Source organism: Escherichia fergusonii ATCC 35469 (assembly GCF_000026225.1).
Classification (GTDB): domain Bacteria; phylum Pseudomonadota; class Gammaproteobacteria; order Enterobacterales; family Enterobacteriaceae; genus Escherichia; species Escherichia fergusonii.
Genome location: NC_011740.1, coordinates 1326141 through 1343065 on the forward strand (window position 1 = coordinate 1326141; position 16925 = coordinate 1343065).

At 49.5% G+C, this 16925-nt stretch carries 16 protein-coding genes; 6 read left to right on the forward strand and 10 right to left on the reverse strand.

Annotation, left to right across the window (positions count from 1 at the left end; genetic code table 11):
* Positions 1 to 50: 50 nt before the first annotated feature.
* From potD to potA, 4 genes are read right to left on the reverse strand one after another with little or no spacing between them, the layout of a single operon-like run.
* Complete coding sequence (potD, locus tag EFER_RS06510) at positions 51 to 1097, reverse strand: spermidine/putrescine ABC transporter substrate-binding protein PotD (RefSeq protein ID WP_000759307.1); 1047 nt, start codon at positions 1095 to 1097, stop codon at positions 51 to 53.
* Positions 1094 to 1888, reverse strand: coding sequence for a spermidine/putrescine ABC transporter permease PotC (gene potC / locus EFER_RS06515; RefSeq protein WP_000580312.1), 795 nt, complete (start codon positions 1886 to 1888; stop codon positions 1094 to 1096). Before potC ends, potD begins: the two co-directional genes overlap by 4 nt.
* The gene (potB, locus tag EFER_RS06520; RefSeq protein ID WP_000799410.1) at positions 1885 to 2742 is read right to left on the reverse strand and encodes a spermidine/putrescine ABC transporter permease PotB; all 858 of its coding nucleotides are present in this window, start codon (positions 2740 to 2742) and stop codon (positions 1885 to 1887) included. Before potB ends, potC begins: the two co-directional genes overlap by 4 nt.
* A complete protein-coding gene (gene potA, locus EFER_RS06525; RefSeq protein ID WP_000531585.1) occupies positions 2726 to 3862 on the reverse strand; it encodes a spermidine/putrescine ABC transporter ATP-binding protein PotA in 1137 nt (378 codons plus the stop codon). Before potA ends, potB begins: the two co-directional genes overlap by 17 nt.
* Positions 3863 to 4110: 248 nt before the next feature.
* Between potA and pepT the strand changes: the two genes are divergently transcribed.
* Complete coding sequence (gene pepT / locus EFER_RS06535; RefSeq protein WP_000359456.1) at positions 4111 to 5337, forward strand: peptidase T; 1227 nt, start codon at positions 4111 to 4113, stop codon at positions 5335 to 5337.
* Between the two features lie 50 nt (positions 5338 to 5387).
* Here pepT and EFER_RS06540 read toward each other — a convergent pair whose 3' ends face one another.
* Together EFER_RS06540 and gapA are read right to left on the reverse strand one after the other, a co-directional pair.
* Positions 5388 to 6272 carry a D-hexose-6-phosphate mutarotase gene (locus tag EFER_RS06540; RefSeq protein ID WP_000591745.1) on the reverse strand — a complete coding sequence of 295 codons (885 nt, stop codon included), beginning with the start codon at positions 6270 to 6272 and terminating at the stop codon, positions 5388 to 5390.
* Between the two features lie 74 nt (positions 6273 to 6346).
* Positions 6347 to 7342 carry a glyceraldehyde-3-phosphate dehydrogenase gene (gene gapA, locus EFER_RS06545; RefSeq protein ID WP_002431573.1) on the reverse strand — a complete coding sequence of 332 codons (996 nt, stop codon included), beginning with the start codon at positions 7340 to 7342 and terminating at the stop codon, positions 6347 to 6349.
* 342 nt (positions 7343 to 7684) lie between these two features.
* Here gapA and msrB point away from each other — a divergent pair, with 342 nt between their 5' ends.
* Complete coding sequence (gene msrB / locus EFER_RS06550) at positions 7685 to 8098, forward strand: peptide-methionine (R)-S-oxide reductase MsrB (RefSeq protein WP_001284627.1); 414 nt, start codon at positions 7685 to 7687, stop codon at positions 8096 to 8098.
* Positions 8099 to 8139: 41 nt separating this feature from the next.
* Positions 8140 to 8418 (forward strand): YeaC family protein, encoded by a 279-nt coding sequence (locus EFER_RS06555; protein ID WP_002431572.1) that lies wholly within the window; start codon positions 8140 to 8142, stop codon positions 8416 to 8418.
* Positions 8419 to 8479: 61 nt separating this feature from the next.
* Here the strand turns inward: EFER_RS06555 and pncA are convergent, their stop codons facing one another.
* The 4 genes from pncA to sppA all read right to left on the reverse strand — a co-directional run bounded on the left by pncA (position 8480) and on the right by sppA (position 12966).
* Complete coding sequence (pncA, locus tag EFER_RS06560) at positions 8480 to 9121, reverse strand: bifunctional nicotinamidase/pyrazinamidase (protein WP_000149683.1); 642 nt, start codon at positions 9119 to 9121, stop codon at positions 8480 to 8482.
* Positions 9122 to 9131: 10 nt separating this feature from the next.
* Complete coding sequence (gene ansA, locus EFER_RS06565) at positions 9132 to 10148, reverse strand: asparaginase (RefSeq protein WP_015953356.1); 1017 nt, start codon at positions 10146 to 10148, stop codon at positions 9132 to 9134.
* A gap of 115 nt (positions 10149 to 10263) precedes the next feature.
* Positions 10264 to 10974, reverse strand: a complete 711-nt coding sequence (locus EFER_RS06570; protein WP_000049044.1) for an SIMPL domain-containing protein — start codon at positions 10972 to 10974, stop codon at positions 10264 to 10266.
* A 135-nt stretch (positions 10975 to 11109) separates the two neighbouring features.
* Positions 11110 to 12966: a signal peptide peptidase SppA gene (sppA, locus tag EFER_RS06575; RefSeq protein ID WP_001259888.1), complete on the reverse strand. Its 1857-nt coding sequence runs from the start codon at positions 12964 to 12966 to the stop codon at positions 11110 to 11112.
* Positions 12967 to 13126: 160 nt separating this feature from the next.
* Between sppA and EFER_RS06580 the strand changes: the two genes are divergently transcribed.
* The 3 genes from EFER_RS06580 to topB all read left to right on the forward strand — a co-directional run bounded on the left by EFER_RS06580 (position 13127) and on the right by topB (position 16798).
* Entirely contained in the window at positions 13127 to 13678 is a 552-nt protein-coding gene (locus EFER_RS06580; protein ID WP_000339163.1) for an NAD(P)H nitroreductase, read from the forward strand.
* Between the two features lie 116 nt (positions 13679 to 13794).
* A complete protein-coding gene (gene selD, locus EFER_RS06590; protein WP_001295485.1) occupies positions 13795 to 14838 on the forward strand; it encodes a selenide, water dikinase SelD in 1044 nt (347 codons plus the stop codon).
* Positions 14839 to 14842: 4 nt separating this feature from the next.
* Positions 14843 to 16798 carry a DNA topoisomerase III gene (gene topB / locus EFER_RS06595; RefSeq protein ID WP_001235848.1) on the forward strand — a complete coding sequence of 652 codons (1956 nt, stop codon included), beginning with the start codon at positions 14843 to 14845 and terminating at the stop codon, positions 16796 to 16798.
* The last annotated feature ends 127 nt before the right edge of the window (positions 16799 to 16925 follow it).

Sequence of the window (16925 nt, forward strand, 5' to 3'; positions counted from 1 at the left end):
ATCCTTGCTAAATAAAAAACGGGCGGTAATACCACCGCCCGTTTGCTGAATTAACGTCCTGCTTTCAGCTTCTGATAATACTCTTCATAAATGCTGCTGGCTGCGCCAACGTCATTCTGCCATTCGCCATTTTTAATGGTTTCAGCATCCGGGTAGAGCGTCTTGTCGTTCGCTATTTCCGGGCTTAACAGCTTACGCGCGGCGAGGTTTGGCGTTGGATAACCGATAGTTTCAGCAACCTGTTTTGCCACATCCGGGCGCAGCAGGAAGTTGATCAATTTCAGCGCGCCTTCTTTGTTTTTGGCATTTGCCGGGATCGCCAGGCTGTCCATCCAGAAAATGCCGCCTTCTTTCGGCCACACCACATCAATTGGCGTACCCGCCTGGCGTGCCACGAAAGCAGAACCATTCCAGATCATGCCGAGGTTAACTTCGCCTTCCATGTAAGGGTTAGCCGGGTTATCGGAGTTAAACGCCGCTACGTTTGGCATCAGTTTTTTCAGCTCGTTATACGCAGCTTCAATCTCTTTCGGATCGGTGGTGTTACCGGAGTAGCCCAGCTTACGCAGCGCCATCTGGAACACTTCACGGGCATCGTCGGTCAGCAGCAGGCTGCCTTTGTACTCAGGCTTCCACAGATCGGCCCAGCTGGTGACAGATTTCGGATCCACTGCATCACCGTTAACACCAATCGCCGTCGCACCCCAGATATACGGAATGGAGTAGTCGTTATTCGGGTCAAACGGCTTGTTGAGCATGTCTGGATCGAGGTTGCTGAAATTGCTTAACTTCGACTTGTCGATCTTCTGGATCATCCCTTCTTTACGCATTTTATCGACATAATAGGTTGAAGGAACCACCAGGTCATAGGCACCGTCTTTGTACGTTTTCAGCTTGGCGTACATGGTTTCGTTCGACTCGTAAGTCGAATAGATAACCTTAATACCGGTTTCTTTGGTGAACTGTTCAAGCAGTCCTGGCGGCACGTACTCGGTCCAGTTGTAGAAATACAGCGTGTTGTTGTCATCGGCGTGAGCGGCGCTCATGCCCAGTGCCAGAGCACCCGCCGCGAGCAGGTGGCGTGACCATTTTTTCATTTAACGTCCCCTGTGTTACCTTTCGTTTTATCACGAGCAATAAGCTGGCTGGCAATAACCATCACCAGCGACAGCACCAGTAATATGGTTGCCAGCGCGTTAACTTCCGGCGATACGCCGACTTTGACCATCGAATAAATTTTTAACGGCAGAATTTCATAGCCTGGTCCGGTGACGAACGAAGAAACTACCACGTCGTCCATCGACAGGGTAAAGCTTAACACCCAGCCCGCCGCTACCGCTGGCATTGCCAGTGGCAGAATGATTTTTCGCAGAATGGTAAATTCGCTGGCACCGAGATCTTTCGCCGCTTCCAGCATTCGCACATCAAAACCTTTCAGACGCGAATACACCGTCACCACCACAAATGGCAGGCAAAAGGTGATGTGCGAGAACAGCAGCGACCAGAAGCCAAGCTGAATACCAAGCAGCATAAACAGCACCAGCAGAGAAATAGCCATTACGATATCTGGCGACATCATCACTACAAACAGCATTCCACTAACGAACGGCTTACCACGAAAGCGATAACGGTACAGCGCAACTGCCGTCAGTGAACCGATAAGCGTAGCAAACGTCGCCGAAAACACCGCCATCGTCAGTGAATGCTGCGCTGCCTGTAACAGACTGTCGTTGTTCATCAGCAGGCTATACCATTTGGTGGTAAAACCCTGCCAGTTGATGCCAAAGCGCGAGCTGTTAAAGGAATTCACAATCAAAATAATGATTGGAATATACAGATACGCGTAGATAGCGGTCATAAAACCGCCGCGAAGCAGTCGACCGATCATTCGAGTTCCACCTTCTTATTCAGCAAACGAGAAGCGCGCCAGTAAACCAGCAACATCAGGCCCATTACGATAGTCAGCGTAATGCTGGTGGCTGCACCAAACGGCCAGTCACGAATATTGAGGAACTGTACCTTTATGACGTTACCGATCAGCAGGTTTTTCGCACCGCCCATCAGGTCGGACACATAGAACAGGCCCATCGCTGGCAGCATCACCAGCAGACATCCGGCAATAATCCCCGGCATCGTCAGTGGGATAATGATGCGGATAAAGGTCTGCAACTTGCTGGCACCGAGATCGCGCGCCGCCTCCAGCAACGGCTTATCCAGTTTTTCGATACTGGAGTACAGCGGCATCACCATAAACGGCAGCAGAATGTAAACCAGACCGATTATCACCGCACTGGGCGTGAACATGATGCGAATTGGTGTATCGATAACGCCCAGCCAGAGCAAAAGCTCGTTAAGATAGCCTTTGGTGCTGAGGAAAATTTTCAGCCCGTAGATACGAATCAATGAGTTGGTCCAGAACGGAACAATCAGCAGAAACAGCAGCAGCGGACGCACCTTGTGTGGCAGCTTTGCCAGAAACCAGGCAAACGGGTAGCCCAGCACCAGGCAGGCGAGGGTGGCGATCAGCGCCATATTCAGCGAGTGCAATAGCACTTCAAAATAAAGCGGATCGAGCAGTCGCGTGTAGTTATCCAGCGTAAAGACCATTTTGACGAAACTGGCGTCGTCGCGGGTCAAAAAGCTGGTGCCAATGATCATCAGGTTGGGCAGAAAGACAAACAACACAAGCCAACCGACAATAGTGACAATCACTACATTCTGGAACTTACTTGTGTTCTTCATCAGCCAGTACGACCTCCCAGCTTTCTACCCAATTAATGGCCATTTTTTGGTCGAGAGAGTGGTCAAAGTCAGGATCGTCTTCATTGAAGAATTCGCTGACCATCACCATCTTGCCATTTTCCAGTTCAACAACCGACTCCAGCGTCATGCCTTTGTAGTTACGCTCGCGAACGTAACCAATCAATCCTTCGGCTTCGTTATCATCGTTGATCTCTTCGACGCGCAAATCTTCCGGGCGCAGCAGAACATGCAGTTTTTGCCCCGGTTCAACGGCGAAGTTAACGTAGATATTACATTCGCGACCTTCGACGTTTGCCCTTACGCGTTGTTCATCAAGACGCTCCAGCACCGTAGCGTTGAACATATTGATTTCACCGATAAACCCGGCAACAAACAGGTTTTTCGGCTCTTCGTAGATTTCACGCGGTGTGCCGTCCTGCTCTATACGTCCGTCACGCATCACGACGATGCGGTCTGACATGGTGAGCGCTTCTTCCTGATCGTGAGTGACGAAGACGAAAGTGATGCCGAGCTTACGCTGTAGCGCTTTCAGCTCGTTCTGCATCTGTTTGCGTAGTTTGTAGTCCAGTGCTGAGAGCGACTCATCCAGCAACAACAGACGAGGCTTGTTAACCACCGCGCGGGCAATGGCTACACGTTGCTGCTGACCGCCAGAGAGTTGGTGCGGTTTACGCTGAGCAAAAGACTCCAGTTGCACCATACGCAACGCTTCCGTCACACGGGGAGCAATTTCAGCTGCCGGTGTTTTTTGCATGCGCAAACCAAAAGCCACATTCTCGAAAACGGTCATGTGGGGGAAAAGTGCATAGCTTTGAAAAACAGTGTTCACATAGCGATTTTCAGCCGGAACATGTGTGATGTCTTCGTTATCCAGCATGATGCGCCCGGAATCGACAGTTTCCAGACCGGCAATCAAGCGAAGAACGGTTGTTTTACCGCAGCCAGAGGGGCCAAGCAGCGTTAGAAATTCACCGTTATTGATGGTCAAATCAAGGTTCGAAATGACCTCTTTACCATCGAAACTTTTGCGAATTCCGGCTAGTTGCACCAGCGGTGAAAGCGAACGGGGTTGTTTATTCAATTTTTTACTCTGTCCCATGTAAACGCAACGGATGGCTTACCGCCGCGGGGTTTGTGGTTAACCACCTTGATGACTCGTAATGAGGGCCGTAATTCTACGGCAAACCGCTGTATTCGCCAATGTTTGTTGTGAATTACTGGCTTAGCCTTATATTCAATTAAGGAATGTTGATAATTTTCCGGCTTGCAGGGCTAAAAGTGACCTGACGCAATATTTGTCCTTTAGCGCTTATTGATAATGTTGTCACAAAAAGTGAGGGTGACTACATGGATAAACTACTTGAGCGATTTTTGAACTACGTGTCTCTGGATACCCAATCAAAAGCGGGGGTGAGACAGGTTCCTAGCACGGAAGGCCAATGGAAGTTATTGCATCTGCTGAAAGAGCAGCTCGAAGAGATGGGGCTTATCAATGTGACCTTAAGTGAGAAGGGCACTTTGATGGCGACGTTACCGGCTAACGTCCCTGGCGATATCCCGGCGATTGGCTTTATTTCTCATGTGGATACCTCACCGGATTGCAGCGGTAAAAATGTGAATCCGCAAATTGTTGAAAACTACCGTGGTGGCGATATCGCACTTGGGGTAGGTGACGAAGTCTTATCTCCGGTCATGTTCCCGGTCCTGCATCAGCTGCTGGGTCAGACGCTTATCACCACGGATGGCAAAACGCTGTTAGGTGCAGATGACAAAGCAGGTATTGCAGAAATCATGACCGCGCTGGCGGTATTGCAACAGAAAAACATTCCGCATGGTGATATTCGCGTCGCCTTTACCCCGGATGAAGAAGTGGGTAAAGGGGCGAAACATTTTGATGTTGACGCCTTCGATGCCCGCTGGGCTTACACCGTTGATGGTGGTGGCGTAGGTGAACTGGAGTTTGAAAACTTCAACGCCGCGTCGGTCAATATCAAAATTGTAGGCAATAACGTTCACCCGGGCACAGCGAAAGGTGTAATGGTGAATGCGCTGTCGCTGGCTGCACGTATTCATGCAGAAGTTCCGGCGGATGAAAGCCCGGAAATGACAGAAGGCTATGAAGGTTTCTATCACCTGGCGAGCATGAAAGGCACCGTTGAACGGGCCGATATGCACTACATCATTCGTGATTTTGATCGTAAGCAGTTTGAAGCGCGTAAACGCAAAATGATGGAGATCGCGAAAAAGGTCGGGAAAGGCTTGCACCCGGACTGCTACATTGAGCTGGTAATTGAAGACAGCTACTACAATATGCGCGAGAAAGTCGCCGAACATCCTCATATTCTTGATATTGCACAACAGGCAATGCGTGATTGTGGTATTGAACCGCAGTTGAAACCCATTCGAGGCGGTACTGATGGCGCGCAGCTGTCGTTTATGGGATTACCGTGCCCGAACCTGTTCACTGGTGGTTACAATTATCATGGCAAACATGAATTTGTGACCCTGGAGGGTATGGAAAAGGCCGTGCGGGTAATTGTGCGTATTGCTGAGCTGACAGCTAAACAGAATTAATCCTTACGTAAAAACTGCCGAATGGTTTCAACCACCGGCAGTTTTCTTTTTTAGTCTTTAGCGACGCGAACAATTTGCGTCAGGCGAGACGGTTTCTCTGCAGTTGTTTTTTGCGGTGCGGTAGCATAAGCCGTTTCAACGCAAACAAACGTTTTATAACCGTCGTCAGGCATATCGCCCATGCTGATCGACAGCGCCGGGCCGGGGTTCCAGCCGACAACGTTGAGATGATTGCGATGTTCAACGTCAATTTTACGTTTCAACGCCGCGTCAGCAATCACACTACAGGTCTGAGGATTTAAGTAAACACGATCAGTTCGATCCGGGAAAGTCTGTATACCGTCGCTCAGTACACCTTCTTTGGCATCATTGACTTTATCGATGTAACGATCACCCAGTCCACTAACTTTGACTTCTGCGATATCGCCGACATTGAAGTAGGTATGCAGGGCAGAAGTGGTTTCGAAATCGCCGTGTGCTTCCAGCTCCATCTCACAGGTTTTACCCACTTTGAAATGCGCTAACAGCCTAAAGTCATGCGGCCAGTATTTTTTTGTCGCTTCGCTGTGGCTGAGTTCAAAGGTTAACGCGACGCCGTTGGCATTTTCCTCATGAGATTTTAGTTTCCAGGGCAGGTTACGCGCAAAACCATGTGCTGGCAGACCTTGTTGAGCTGCCGGACCGAACCACGGCCAGCAAATCGGCACACCACCACGAATAGCGACGCCAGTTTTAAAGGGGGTATTGTTGCTCAGCCACAGAACTTCTTCTTCGCCAGTTGGTTTCCATGAGAGCAGGTGGGCACCCTGCAAAGCAAAAGAGGCTTTTACCTGCGGATGATCGACAACAATCACATCGAGTTCATCCAGTTGGCGGCGGGAAAGGGCCGCTGTGATTTGTTCGATAACCGGAAGGGCAAAAATTTTCTTAATCATGACGCAGTCCTTTATCTTCAGGCAAAAAAAAGAGCGACCGAAGTCGCTCTTAGAGATCACAGTATCATCTCAACTTATTTGGAGATGTGAGCGATCAGGTCCAGTACTTTGTTGGAGTAACCAGTTTCGTTGTCGTACCAGGATACCAGTTTCACGAAGTTGTCGTTCAGTGCGATACCAGCTTTAGCATCGAACACGGAAGTGCAAACTTCGCCGTTGAAATCGGTAGATACTACGTCGTCTTCGGTGTAACCCAGAACGCCTTTCATTTCACCTTCAGCGGCAGCTTTAACAGCAGCTTTGATCTGCTCGTAAGTAGCCGGTTTTTCCAGACGAACGGTCAGGTCAACTACAGATACGTTCGGGGTAGGAACGCGGAACGCCATACCAGTCAGTTTGCCGTTCAGTTCTGGCAGTACTTTACCTACAGCTTTAGCAGCACCGGTAGAGGACGGGATGATGTTCTGAGAAGCACCACGGCCGCCGCGCCAGTCTTTGTGAGACGGGCCGTCAACAGTTTTCTGAGTAGCGGTAGTTGCGTGAACGGTGGTCATCAGGCCTTCGATGATACCGAAGTTATCGTTGATAACTTTAGCCAGCGGAGCCAGGCAGTTGGTGGTGCAGGAAGCGTTAGAAACGATGTCCTGGCCAGCATATTTGTCAAAGTTAGCGCCTTTAACAAACATCGGGGTGTTGTCTTTGGAAGGACCAGTCAGAACAACTTTTTTCGCACCAGCAGTGATGTGTTTACGAGCGGTTTCGTCAGTCAGGAAGATACCAGTTGCTTCAGCAACTACGTCAACACCAACTTCGTCCCATTTCAGGTTAGCCGGATCACGTTCAGCGGTAACACGGATTTTTTTACCGTTAACGATCAGATGACCGTCTTTCACTTCAACGGTGCCGTCGAAGCGACCGTGAGTGGAGTCATATTTCAGCATGTAAGCCATGTAGTCAGCGTCTAACAGATCGTTGATTGCAACAATCTCAATGTCAGAACGTTTCTGCGCAGCACGGAAAACAATGCGACCGATACGGCCAAAACCGTTGATACCTACTTTGATAGTCATATATTCCACCAGCTATTTGTTAGTGAATAAAAGGTTGCCTGTAAAATTACAAAAACCTTACGCAGCGTCAAGCGGAATCGTGTCAATCATTGCGACAAATCAATCCTATGCTTACGCATTGTGCAGCTGATTCGCCTCACTCTTCCTTTGGGCTTGAGACCACATGGGGGCGGCGCCCCGAATTTTAAAGGGCAGGAGAGATAAAAAAGTGATGTGCGTCACGAATCACAACCTGCCATTTGGTTAGAAACAAGTTTAGAACAAAAGTTGACGCCTGGCTGTTAATGTTTTGTTAGAATTGGTCGCGTAATGTGAGCCTGATTAAAAGCGAGATGTTAGCAAATGGCGAATAAACCTTCGGTGGACGATCTCAAAGAAAATTTGTCCGAAATGCAGTTCTACGTCACGCAGAAACATGGCACCGAGCCGCCATATACCGGGCGTTTGCTGCATAACAAACGCGACGGGGTATACCGTTGTCTTGTTTGCGACACGCCGCTGTTCAACTCCCAAAGTAAATATGACTCCGGCTGCGGTTGGCCAAGTTTTTACGAACCTGTTAATGAAAATTCAATACGATATTTAACAGATTTATCTCACGGTATGGAGCGCATAGAGATTCGTTGTGGTCATTGTGACGCTCATTTAGGGCATGTTTTTCCTGATGGTCCGCAGCCCACAGGTGAACGTTATTGCGTCAATTCGGCCTCACTAAGTTTTACTGACGAGAAAAGTGGCGACCAAATTAAAGGTTGATAAAACGATTCAGCAAATTATTCCATGGGAGCGCAACCAGCATGAATTTTGACGACATCATTAACAGTATGACCCCCGAGGTATATCAACGCCTGTCTACGGCTGTTGAATTAGGTAAATGGCCCGATGGTGTTGCTCTGACGCCAGAGCAAAAAGAGAACAGTATGCAACTGGTGATGTTATGGCAGGCGCGCCACAACACCGACGCACAGCATATGACGATTGACACAAATGGTCAGATGGTGATGAAAAGCAAACAGCAATTGAAAGAAGATTTTGGGATCGCTCCGAAGTCGTTTGCGACGCTGAAAGTGCAGTGAGTTGGGTGACAGACAAAAACAGAACGGGTGACGTGTCTGAAATTTGTCACCCGGTTAAACTTTACTCCTGCGTCTCTTGCCAGTCTGCCAGCGTATATAACGTGGCACCAGCAACAGACATTTCCATAAATGCCTGAGCGCTATCTTGTGGGTTAATATTCACTCCCCGGCAACCATCAGTGATGACGTTGACACGGTAACCCAGTTGCAGGGCATCCAGAACAGTAAATTTAACGCAGTAGTCAGTGGCAAGACCCATAATTATCAATTCGCCAATATTATGTTCACGTAGCCACTCATCCAGCGTGGTTTTTTGCCGCCGCCCGTTATCAAAAAAGGCGCTATAGCTATCAACTAACGGATTCTCGCCTTTGTGAAAAATGCGATTGATAGCTTTTTGTTTCAGCAAAGGATGCAATGCAGCACCTTCGCTATTCTGTACACAGTGATCAGGCCAGAACGTTTGTGGTAAACCGTCAAGCATTCCCTGGCTGTAGACTGCAACCTGATGCTGACTGGCAAAGCTGCCGTGATTAGCCGGATGCCAGTCCTGGCTGGCGATAACCGGTATATCCCGTGATTGACACCAGTTAATCAGCTGGTTAGCAATATCAACGGTGTTGTCACCTTCCGGTACAGCAAGCGCACCTCCGGCACAAAAATCATTTTGCAAATCTACCAGTAGCAGAGCGCGATGCGTCATCAAAATCTCCTTAGTCATCTGGCGTAAGCTCGCCACGCAAGTTTTCAGTCATGACTTGACGAATAGTCTGGGTATCCAGCCCCTGGCTGAGCAAATAATGCAACTTCGTCAGCGTAGCTTCTACTGTCATATCAGCTCCACCAATGACGCCCGCATGGGCCAGTGCATTACCCGTTGCATAACCACCCATATTCACTTTGCCAGACATGCATTGGGTAAGATTCACCACCACAATTCCACGCGAACTTGCTTCTTGCAGTTCTTGCAAAAACTCTTTGTTTTGTGGCGCATTCCCGACACCATAAGAACGAAGAATCAGCGCTTTCACCGGCTGGCGGAGAAAATTGCGGATAACATCAGCAGAGATCCCTGGGTAAATTGTCACCACCCCAATAGGTTGTGGTGTGATCGGGTGAACGATCAGCTCTCCCTGACCTTGCGGTGCTGCTGGTGTTGACAGACGGCGAATGTGAATCCCGGCTTCAAGCAATGGGGGAAGATTAGGTGAGGCAAAGGCATCAAAACCATCGGCATGGGCTTTGGTCGTACGATTACCCCGATACAGACGGTTATTAAAAAATAGTGTGACTTCGTTAATCGGGTAATTAGCTGCAACATACAGCGCATTGAGCAAATTGATCTGCCCGTCAGATCGCAGCTCGGCTAAAGGTATTTGTGACCCTGTCACTATTACAGGTTTGCTCAAATTCTCCAGCATAAACGAGAGTGCGGAAGCGGTATAAGCCATGGTATCTGTACCATGCAAAATGACAAATCCGTCGTACTCATCATAATGGGCCTGAATATCTTCGGCGATATGTTGCCAGTCCTGAGGCGTCATATCGGAAGAATCCATCAGCGGCGCATATTCATGGATGGTAAAATCCGGCATCTCCGGGCGATGGAATTCCGGCATCAGTGCTAACTGACGTTGAAGATGCCCTGAAACCGGAATATAACCCTGTTCTGAGCGTTGCATACCGATTGTACCGCCGGTATAAGCCACATAAATTGATTTCTTGTGCATGATGGTTTTAAAGTGGTGATTAGCGGGGAGAAGTATAACGTCAGGATTATAAAAAGGCAGCATTTGCCGCCTTTGGTTGAATACTCAACGAGAGCAAATTTAATATTTATTGCACTTAATCTTTCAGCTCATAAGTTACGGTGGTCACTACCCGAACAGTTTTTTTCACTGATGCGGGATCATCGTTGTCGCTACCACTGGCAAGGATCTGGAATACCCCTTGTGACGCATCTCTGATTGATCCTACCTGGCTACCAGAATCGGCAGCGAATTGCAGTGCCGCGTTACGGGCATCTTTGGTGGCGGCAGCGATCATTTCTGCGCGTAATGCACTGATACCATTGAAGCTATAGAAGAGGGATGTGTCTGTAATGGCACCATTGGTTGCGGTTTGTAACTCGTTGATTTTGGCCACCGCTTTTTCAACAGCCACAACGTTATGAGTTTTTACCGTGACAGAACCATAAACATTAAGACGCGGCAGATTGGGATCGTCTTGCAGGTAATAGCGATCTGTCCGTTTGGTTATCCACTGCCCTGGCTGGATTTCATCATCCTTAATTCCAAGAGATTTAAATGTGGCAATAATTTGATTTTGTACGGCATCCAGTTTCGGGAATAATTCTTCGGTAACATTGGCATTACGGGTGATTGATACAGTTAACTCTGCTGTATCGGCCTGAACTTCTTTTTCAGACAAGCCCCGGACATTAACGTAACGATTATTGGGTTTTAAATGCTGGATACCATCACCAACGAAATAACCACAAACGGCGATACCGGCACCAAGAATAATAGCGGCTAAAAGAGGAGGAACTTTACTCACTGATGTCTCCTTATCACATTGATTTTCACCTGAGCGAAGGCACTCTAGTCTTGTTATGCCGTGAAAAACAGTCTGATTCTGGAGACAAAAAAATGTGGCCGCAGAAGAATTTCATTGGCCACATAATTTGCTGATTTAACGCACGTTGGCACAGGTCAGGCAGAATGCATAACGATTTTGTGGATCATTAAATGCTGCCAGTTTATCGCTTTCAGCTTTTACCGCACTTGCCGCTGTTGCCAGCGGTGCCGGAAGCATCGCCTGAATAGCCTGCGGTAACATTGCGCGAACGGAACCAGACATGCTATCGACAACCATATCGAAGAACGTCGGTTCATCCTGATAGTAATTGATACTCCACTGTTTCAACTTCGCCAGCTCAGCCGCTTTAGCAACCGCATCATCGAAATCACCGAGACTATCGACCAGACCATTTGCTTTGGCATCTTCGCCAGTCCATACGTGACCCTGCGCAATTTTGTCTACCTGTTCTGGTGTTGATTTACGCGCATCGGCGACCAGAGTGATAAAGCGTTTATAGCCATTTTCAATGCTTAACTGCATCATCTGCTGCACTTCTGTGGGTAATGACTGTGTAACAGACATATTCGCCAGTGGAGAAGTGGATACACCATCGGTGTGAACGCCAATGGAATCAAGGCTATTTTCAACGGTATTAATTACCCCAAAAATACCGATAGAACCCGTCAGCGTGCTGGGGTTGGCGATGATGTAATTAGCCGGCGTGGAGATCCAATAACCACCGGAAGCGGCCATTCCACCCATCGACACTACCACCGGTTTACCCGCTGCTTTCGCTGCAGCCAGTTCGGAACGAATGACCTCTGAAGCCGTGACACTTCCGCCTGGGCTATTAACACGCAATACAATCGCTTTCACTTTTGGATCAAGACGTGCATCGCGGATTTGCGCTGCTGTAGTGTCACCACCGACATTACCCGGTGTTTCTTCACCGTCCATAATCGCGCCGTTGGCAAAGACCACACCAATCATCTCTGGTGTTTTCACTGGAGTTTTCAACGCATAGTCATAGAAACTGATCGCACGATAATTTTTATCGGCTTTGCTCCAGCCAAATTGCTTGGTCAGTGCTTTTTCGACATCAGCACTGGAGCCCAGCGCATCAACCAGTTTATGGTCGAGTGCGTATTGTGCAGTATCGCCGCCCAGTTTAGTCAGATCAGCAATCATCGCCTGGGCACCGGGGAAGACTTGTTGGGCAGAAATTTGCCGATTGGCGGCAATAGTGTTGAGATAGTTCTGCCACAGTTCGCCAACCCAGCGGCTGTCAGCTTCACGGGCTGCCGGAGACATATCATCGCGAATAAATGGTTCAACAGCTGATTTATAAGTCCCAACGCGGAATACATGAGTGGAGACTTTCAGCTTATCGAGCAGGGATTTGTAGTACAGGCCATTAGTTGCAAAACCATGTAGATCAACCGTGCCCTGAGGGGAAAGCCAGATTTTGTTGGCGAAACTGGCCAGATAATACTGCCCCTGGGTATAGCTTTCACCAATAGCAATCACGGGTTTACCACTGTCACGGAACTCACGTAGTGCTTTGCCGATATATTGCATCGACGGTTGATCTGCACCCGCAAAGTTTTCCAGATCCAACACAATTCCGGTGATATTGCTGTCATCTTTCGCCTGACGAATCGTATTAACGATGTCAAACAATGAGTTTTCTTGCAGACGTTCAGAGCTGGCGCCAAATAACTGGCGACCAATCACCCCCAGTCGGTGATTGTTGGAGGGTTTATCCACAATTACACCGGAGATATCCAGCAGCAATGCGCCCCGACTGGCGGAGTCGCTACTGCCATTACTGCTGACTTGCATCCAGATACCGACACCGATCAGCACCAGGAAAATAAATAACAAATTAAGGACCATTTCACGGACAAAGTTGAGCAGTCGCCATGTCCATTTAAAAAATCCGGCTACAAATCGCCATAGGGTTCGCATGTATTCTCCCTTCGTAAAATTACGTCTGGTACAGACGCATAAGATGTGGCTATCGTAATGATCAGGTTGCCTCTTGTCAGCAGGAATCACTGTCTGCGCTGTAACAAATTCTGCGTCCGTGTTAATTTTGTGAATAAACACCATGACAGGAGTTAACAAAATGGATGCACTTGATCTGCTGATTAACCGCCGTAGCGCTTCTCGCCTGGCAGAACCTGCACCTGCGGGTGAACAACTGCAAAATATTTTGCGTGCCGGAATGCGTGCACCGGACCACAAGTCCCTGCAACCGTGGCATTTCTTTGTTATTGAGGGCGAAGGACGTGAACGTTTTAGTGCTGTTCTGGAACAAGGTGCGCTGGCAGCCGATAGCGATGAAAAAGCCGTTGATAAAGCGCGTAATGCCCCCTTTCGTGCGCCACTGATTATTACCGTGGTTGCGAAATGCCAGCAAAATCATAAAGTTCCACGTTGGGAGCAAGAAATGTCCGCGGGATGTGCTGTTATGGCAATGCAGATGGCAGCAGTGGCACAAGGTTTTGGGGGGATTTGGCGTAGCGGGGCGTTAACTGAAAGTCCGGTCGTTCGTGAAGCATTTGGCTGTGGTGAAGACGATAAAATCGTCGGTTTTCTCTATCTGGGTACGCCACAACTGAAAGCCTCAACGACAATTAACGTGCCAGACCCGGCGCCTTTCGTCACATATTTTTAAAAATATCCTGGAAACTGTCTGGATTCTGAGCAAAGGCTCCAGAATCCGGACACTCTCTCTTACTACATAACGGAATGAGGGTTACCATACCCCGATTGCATTGACAGGAGATGTCCATGAGCGAGAACTCGATTCGTTTGACCCAGTACAGTCACGGTGCAGGTTGCGGCTGTAAAATTTCCCCAAAAGTGTTGGAAACCATCCTCCACAGTGAACAGGCGAAGTTTGTTGATCCGAATTTGCTTGTGGGTAATGAAACCCGCGATGATGCGGCGGTGTACGATCTGGGCAATGGCACCAGTGTCATCAGCACCACCGACTTCTTTATGCCGATCGTTGATAATCCTTTCGATTTTGGCCGCATTGCGGCGACTAACGCCATCAGCGATATCTTTGCGATGGGTGGCAAACCGATTATGGCGATTGCGATCCTCGGCTGGCCGATCAATAAACTTTCCCCGGAAATTGCCCGCGAAGTGACCGAGGGTGGACGCTATGCATGCCGTCAGGCGGGTATAGCGCTGGCTGGCGGTCACTCCATCGATGCACCGGAACCGATTTTTGGTCTGGCGGTGACGGGGATCGTACCGACCGAGAGGGTGAAGAAAAACAGTACTGCACAAGCCGGATGCAAACTGTTCCTGACGAAACCGCTGGGGATAGGCGTTCTCACCACAGCCGAGAAAAAATCGCTGCTGAAACCGGAACATCAGGGACTGGCGACGGAAGTGATGTGCCGGATGAATATTGCAGGCGCGTCCTTTGCCAATATCGAAGGCGTAAAAGCGATGACCGACGTTACTGGTTTTGGTCTGCTGGGCCATTTGAGCGAAATGTGTCAGGGTGCTGGTGTGCAGGCGCGCGTCGATTATGAGGCGATCCCGAAACTGCCGGGTGTTGAAGAGTATATTAAGCTGGGCGCAGTACCTGGCGGCACCGAACGCAACTTTGCTAGCTATGGTCATCTGATGGGTGAAATGCCGCGTGAAGTGCGCGATCTACTGTGCGATCCGCAAACTTCTGGCGGTCTGCTGCTGGCGGTCATGCCGGAAGCAGAAAATGAGGTCAAAGCTACAGCCGCCGAGTTTGGCATTGAACTGACGGCGATTGGCGAACTAGTGCCAGCGCGCGGCGGTCGTGCCATGGTTGAGATTCGTTAAGTCGATGCGGTTGTTTATTGCCGAAAAACCGAGTCTGGCGCGCGCCATTGCTGATGTCCTGCCCAAACCGCACCGGAAAGGCGATGGCTTTATCGAGTGCGGCAATGGTCAGGTGGTGACCTGGTGTATCGGTCACCTGCTTGAGCAGGCGCAGCCAGACACCTACGACAGCCGCTATGCACGCTGGAATCTGACTGATCTCCCCATTGTCCCGGAAAAGTGGCAATTACAGCCCCGACCCTCCGTGACCAAACAACTTAATGTCATCAAACGCTTCTTGCATGAAGCCAGCGAAATTGTTCATGCCGGAGACCCGGATCGTGAAGGGCAGTTGCTGGTTGATGAAGTGCTGGACTATCTGCAACTGGCACCGGAAAAGCGCCAGCAGGTACAACGTTGCTTGATAAACGACCTGAACCCGCAGGCGGTTGAGCGGGCGATCGATCGTCTTCGATCCAATAGCGAGTTTGTACCGCTGTGCGTTTCTGCGCTGGCGCGAGCACGAGCCGACTGGTTATACGGCATCAATATGACCCGCGCGTACACCATTCTCGGTCGTAATGCGGGTTATCAGGGCGTGCTTTCCGTGGGACGCGTGCAGACGCCCGTGCTCGGGCTGGTGGTGCGCCGCGATGAAGAGATTGAAAACTTCGTGGCGAAAGACTTCTTTGAAGTCAAAGCGCATATCGTGACGCCTGCCGATGAGCGGTTTACCGCTATCTGGCAACCAAGCGAAGCGTGTGAACCGTACCAGGATGAAGAAGGGCGCTTGTTACATCGTCCGCTGGCGGAGCATGTAGTTAACCGCATCAGTGGTCAACCGGCTATTGTCACCAGCTATAACAATAAACGGGAATCAGAATCCGCGCCGCTGCCGTTTTCGCTTTCGGCGTTGCAGATTGAAGCGGCAAAACGCTTTGGTCTGAGCGCGCAGAATGTGCTTGATATTTGTCAGAAGCTGTACGAAACGCACAAGTTAATCACTTATCCGCGTTCCGATTGTCGCTATTTGCCAGAAGAACATTTTGCCGGACGCCACGCGGTGATGAATGCTATCAGCGTCCATGCGCCGGATCTGTTGCCGCAACCAGTGGTAGATCCAGATATACGCAACCGCTGTTGGGATGACAAAAAGGTCGATGCGCACCACGCCATCATCCCGACCGCGAGGAGTTCTGCCATCAACCTGACGGAAAACGAGGCGAAGGTCTATAACCTGATTGCTCGTCAGTATTTGATGCAGTTCTGTCCGGACGCGGTGTTCCGCAAGTGTGTTATCGAACTGGAAATAGCCAAAGGCAAATTTGTCGCTAAAGCCCGTTTTCTAGCTGAAGCAGGCTGGCGCACGCTGTTAGGCAGCAAAGAGCGCGATGAAGAAAACGACGGCACGCCACTGCCTGTGGTGGCGAAAGGCGATGAGTTGCTGTGTGAAAAAGGCGAAGTGGTAGAGCGGCAAACGCAGCCACCGCGTCATTTTACCGATGCAACACTGCTTTCGGCGATGACCGGGATCGCGCGCTTTGTGCAGGACAAAGATCTGAAAAAGATCCTTCGTGCCACCGATGGTCTGGGGACAGAAGCAACCCGTGCCGGGATTATTGAACTGTTGTTCAAGCGTGGCTTTCTGACCAAAAAAGGGCGCTATATCCACTCCACCGACGCCGGAAAAGCGTTATTCCATTCGCTGCCAGAAATGGCTACGCGACCGGACATGACCGCGCACTGGGAATCGGTGCTGACGCAAATCAGCGAAAAGCAGTGTCGCTATCAGGACTTTATGCAACCGTTGGTGGGGACGTTGTACCAGTTGATTGATCAGGCCAAACGTACGCCGGTGCGGCAGTTTCGCTGCATAGTGGCTCCAGATGGCGGAGAAGGAAATAAAAAGACTTCATCACGTAAGCGAGCAGCGAAAAAAAGCCCGCCAGCAGATGAAGCTGGAAGCGGGGCGATAGCGTAAGCGCGCGAATCTTTCGTGCTATTCGAGTCATATTCTGAAATATCCAGCGGATCAAGAAAATTCGTTGGATATTTTTTTTGCATGGATAAAATTATCGCCTCTAAAGTATGTAATAACAGGGAATGTA

Excerpts from the sequence above, each read along its gene's own strand:
- potD (WP_000759307.1), bottom strand. The coding sequence starts at position 1,097 with ATGAAAAAATGGTCACGCCACCTGCTCGCGGCGGGTGCTCTGGCACTG.
- potC (WP_000580312.1), bottom strand. The coding sequence starts at position 1,888 with ATGATCGGTCGACTGCTTCGCGGCGGTTTTATGACCGCTATCTACGCG.
- potB (WP_000799410.1), bottom strand. The coding sequence starts at position 2,742 with ATGAAGAACACAAGTAAGTTCCAGAATGTAGTGATTGTCACTATTGTC.
- potA (WP_000531585.1), bottom strand. The coding sequence starts at position 3,862 with ATGGGACAGAGTAAAAAATTGAATAAACAACCCCGTTCGCTTTCACCG.
- pepT (WP_000359456.1), top strand. The coding sequence starts at position 4,111 with ATGGATAAACTACTTGAGCGATTTTTGAACTACGTGTCTCTGGATACC.
- EFER_RS06540 (WP_000591745.1), bottom strand. The coding sequence starts at position 6,272 with ATGATTAAGAAAATTTTTGCCCTTCCGGTTATCGAACAAATCACAGCG.
- gapA (WP_002431573.1), bottom strand. The coding sequence starts at position 7,342 with ATGACTATCAAAGTAGGTATCAACGGTTTTGGCCGTATCGGTCGCATT.
- msrB (WP_001284627.1), top strand. The coding sequence starts at position 7,685 with ATGGCGAATAAACCTTCGGTGGACGATCTCAAAGAAAATTTGTCCGAA.
- EFER_RS06555 (WP_002431572.1), top strand. The coding sequence starts at position 8,140 with ATGAATTTTGACGACATCATTAACAGTATGACCCCCGAGGTATATCAA.
- pncA (WP_000149683.1), bottom strand. The coding sequence starts at position 9,121 with ATGACGCATCGCGCTCTGCTACTGGTAGATTTGCAAAATGATTTTTGT.
- ansA (WP_015953356.1), bottom strand. The coding sequence starts at position 10,148 with ATGCACAAGAAATCAATTTATGTGGCTTATACCGGCGGTACAATCGGT.
- sppA (WP_001259888.1), bottom strand. The coding sequence starts at position 12,966 with ATGCGAACCCTATGGCGATTTGTAGCCGGATTTTTTAAATGGACATGG.
- EFER_RS06580 (WP_000339163.1), top strand. The coding sequence starts at position 13,127 with ATGGATGCACTTGATCTGCTGATTAACCGCCGTAGCGCTTCTCGCCTG.
- selD (WP_001295485.1), top strand. The coding sequence starts at position 13,795 with ATGAGCGAGAACTCGATTCGTTTGACCCAGTACAGTCACGGTGCAGGT.
- topB (WP_001235848.1), top strand. The coding sequence starts at position 14,843 with ATGCGGTTGTTTATTGCCGAAAAACCGAGTCTGGCGCGCGCCATTGCT.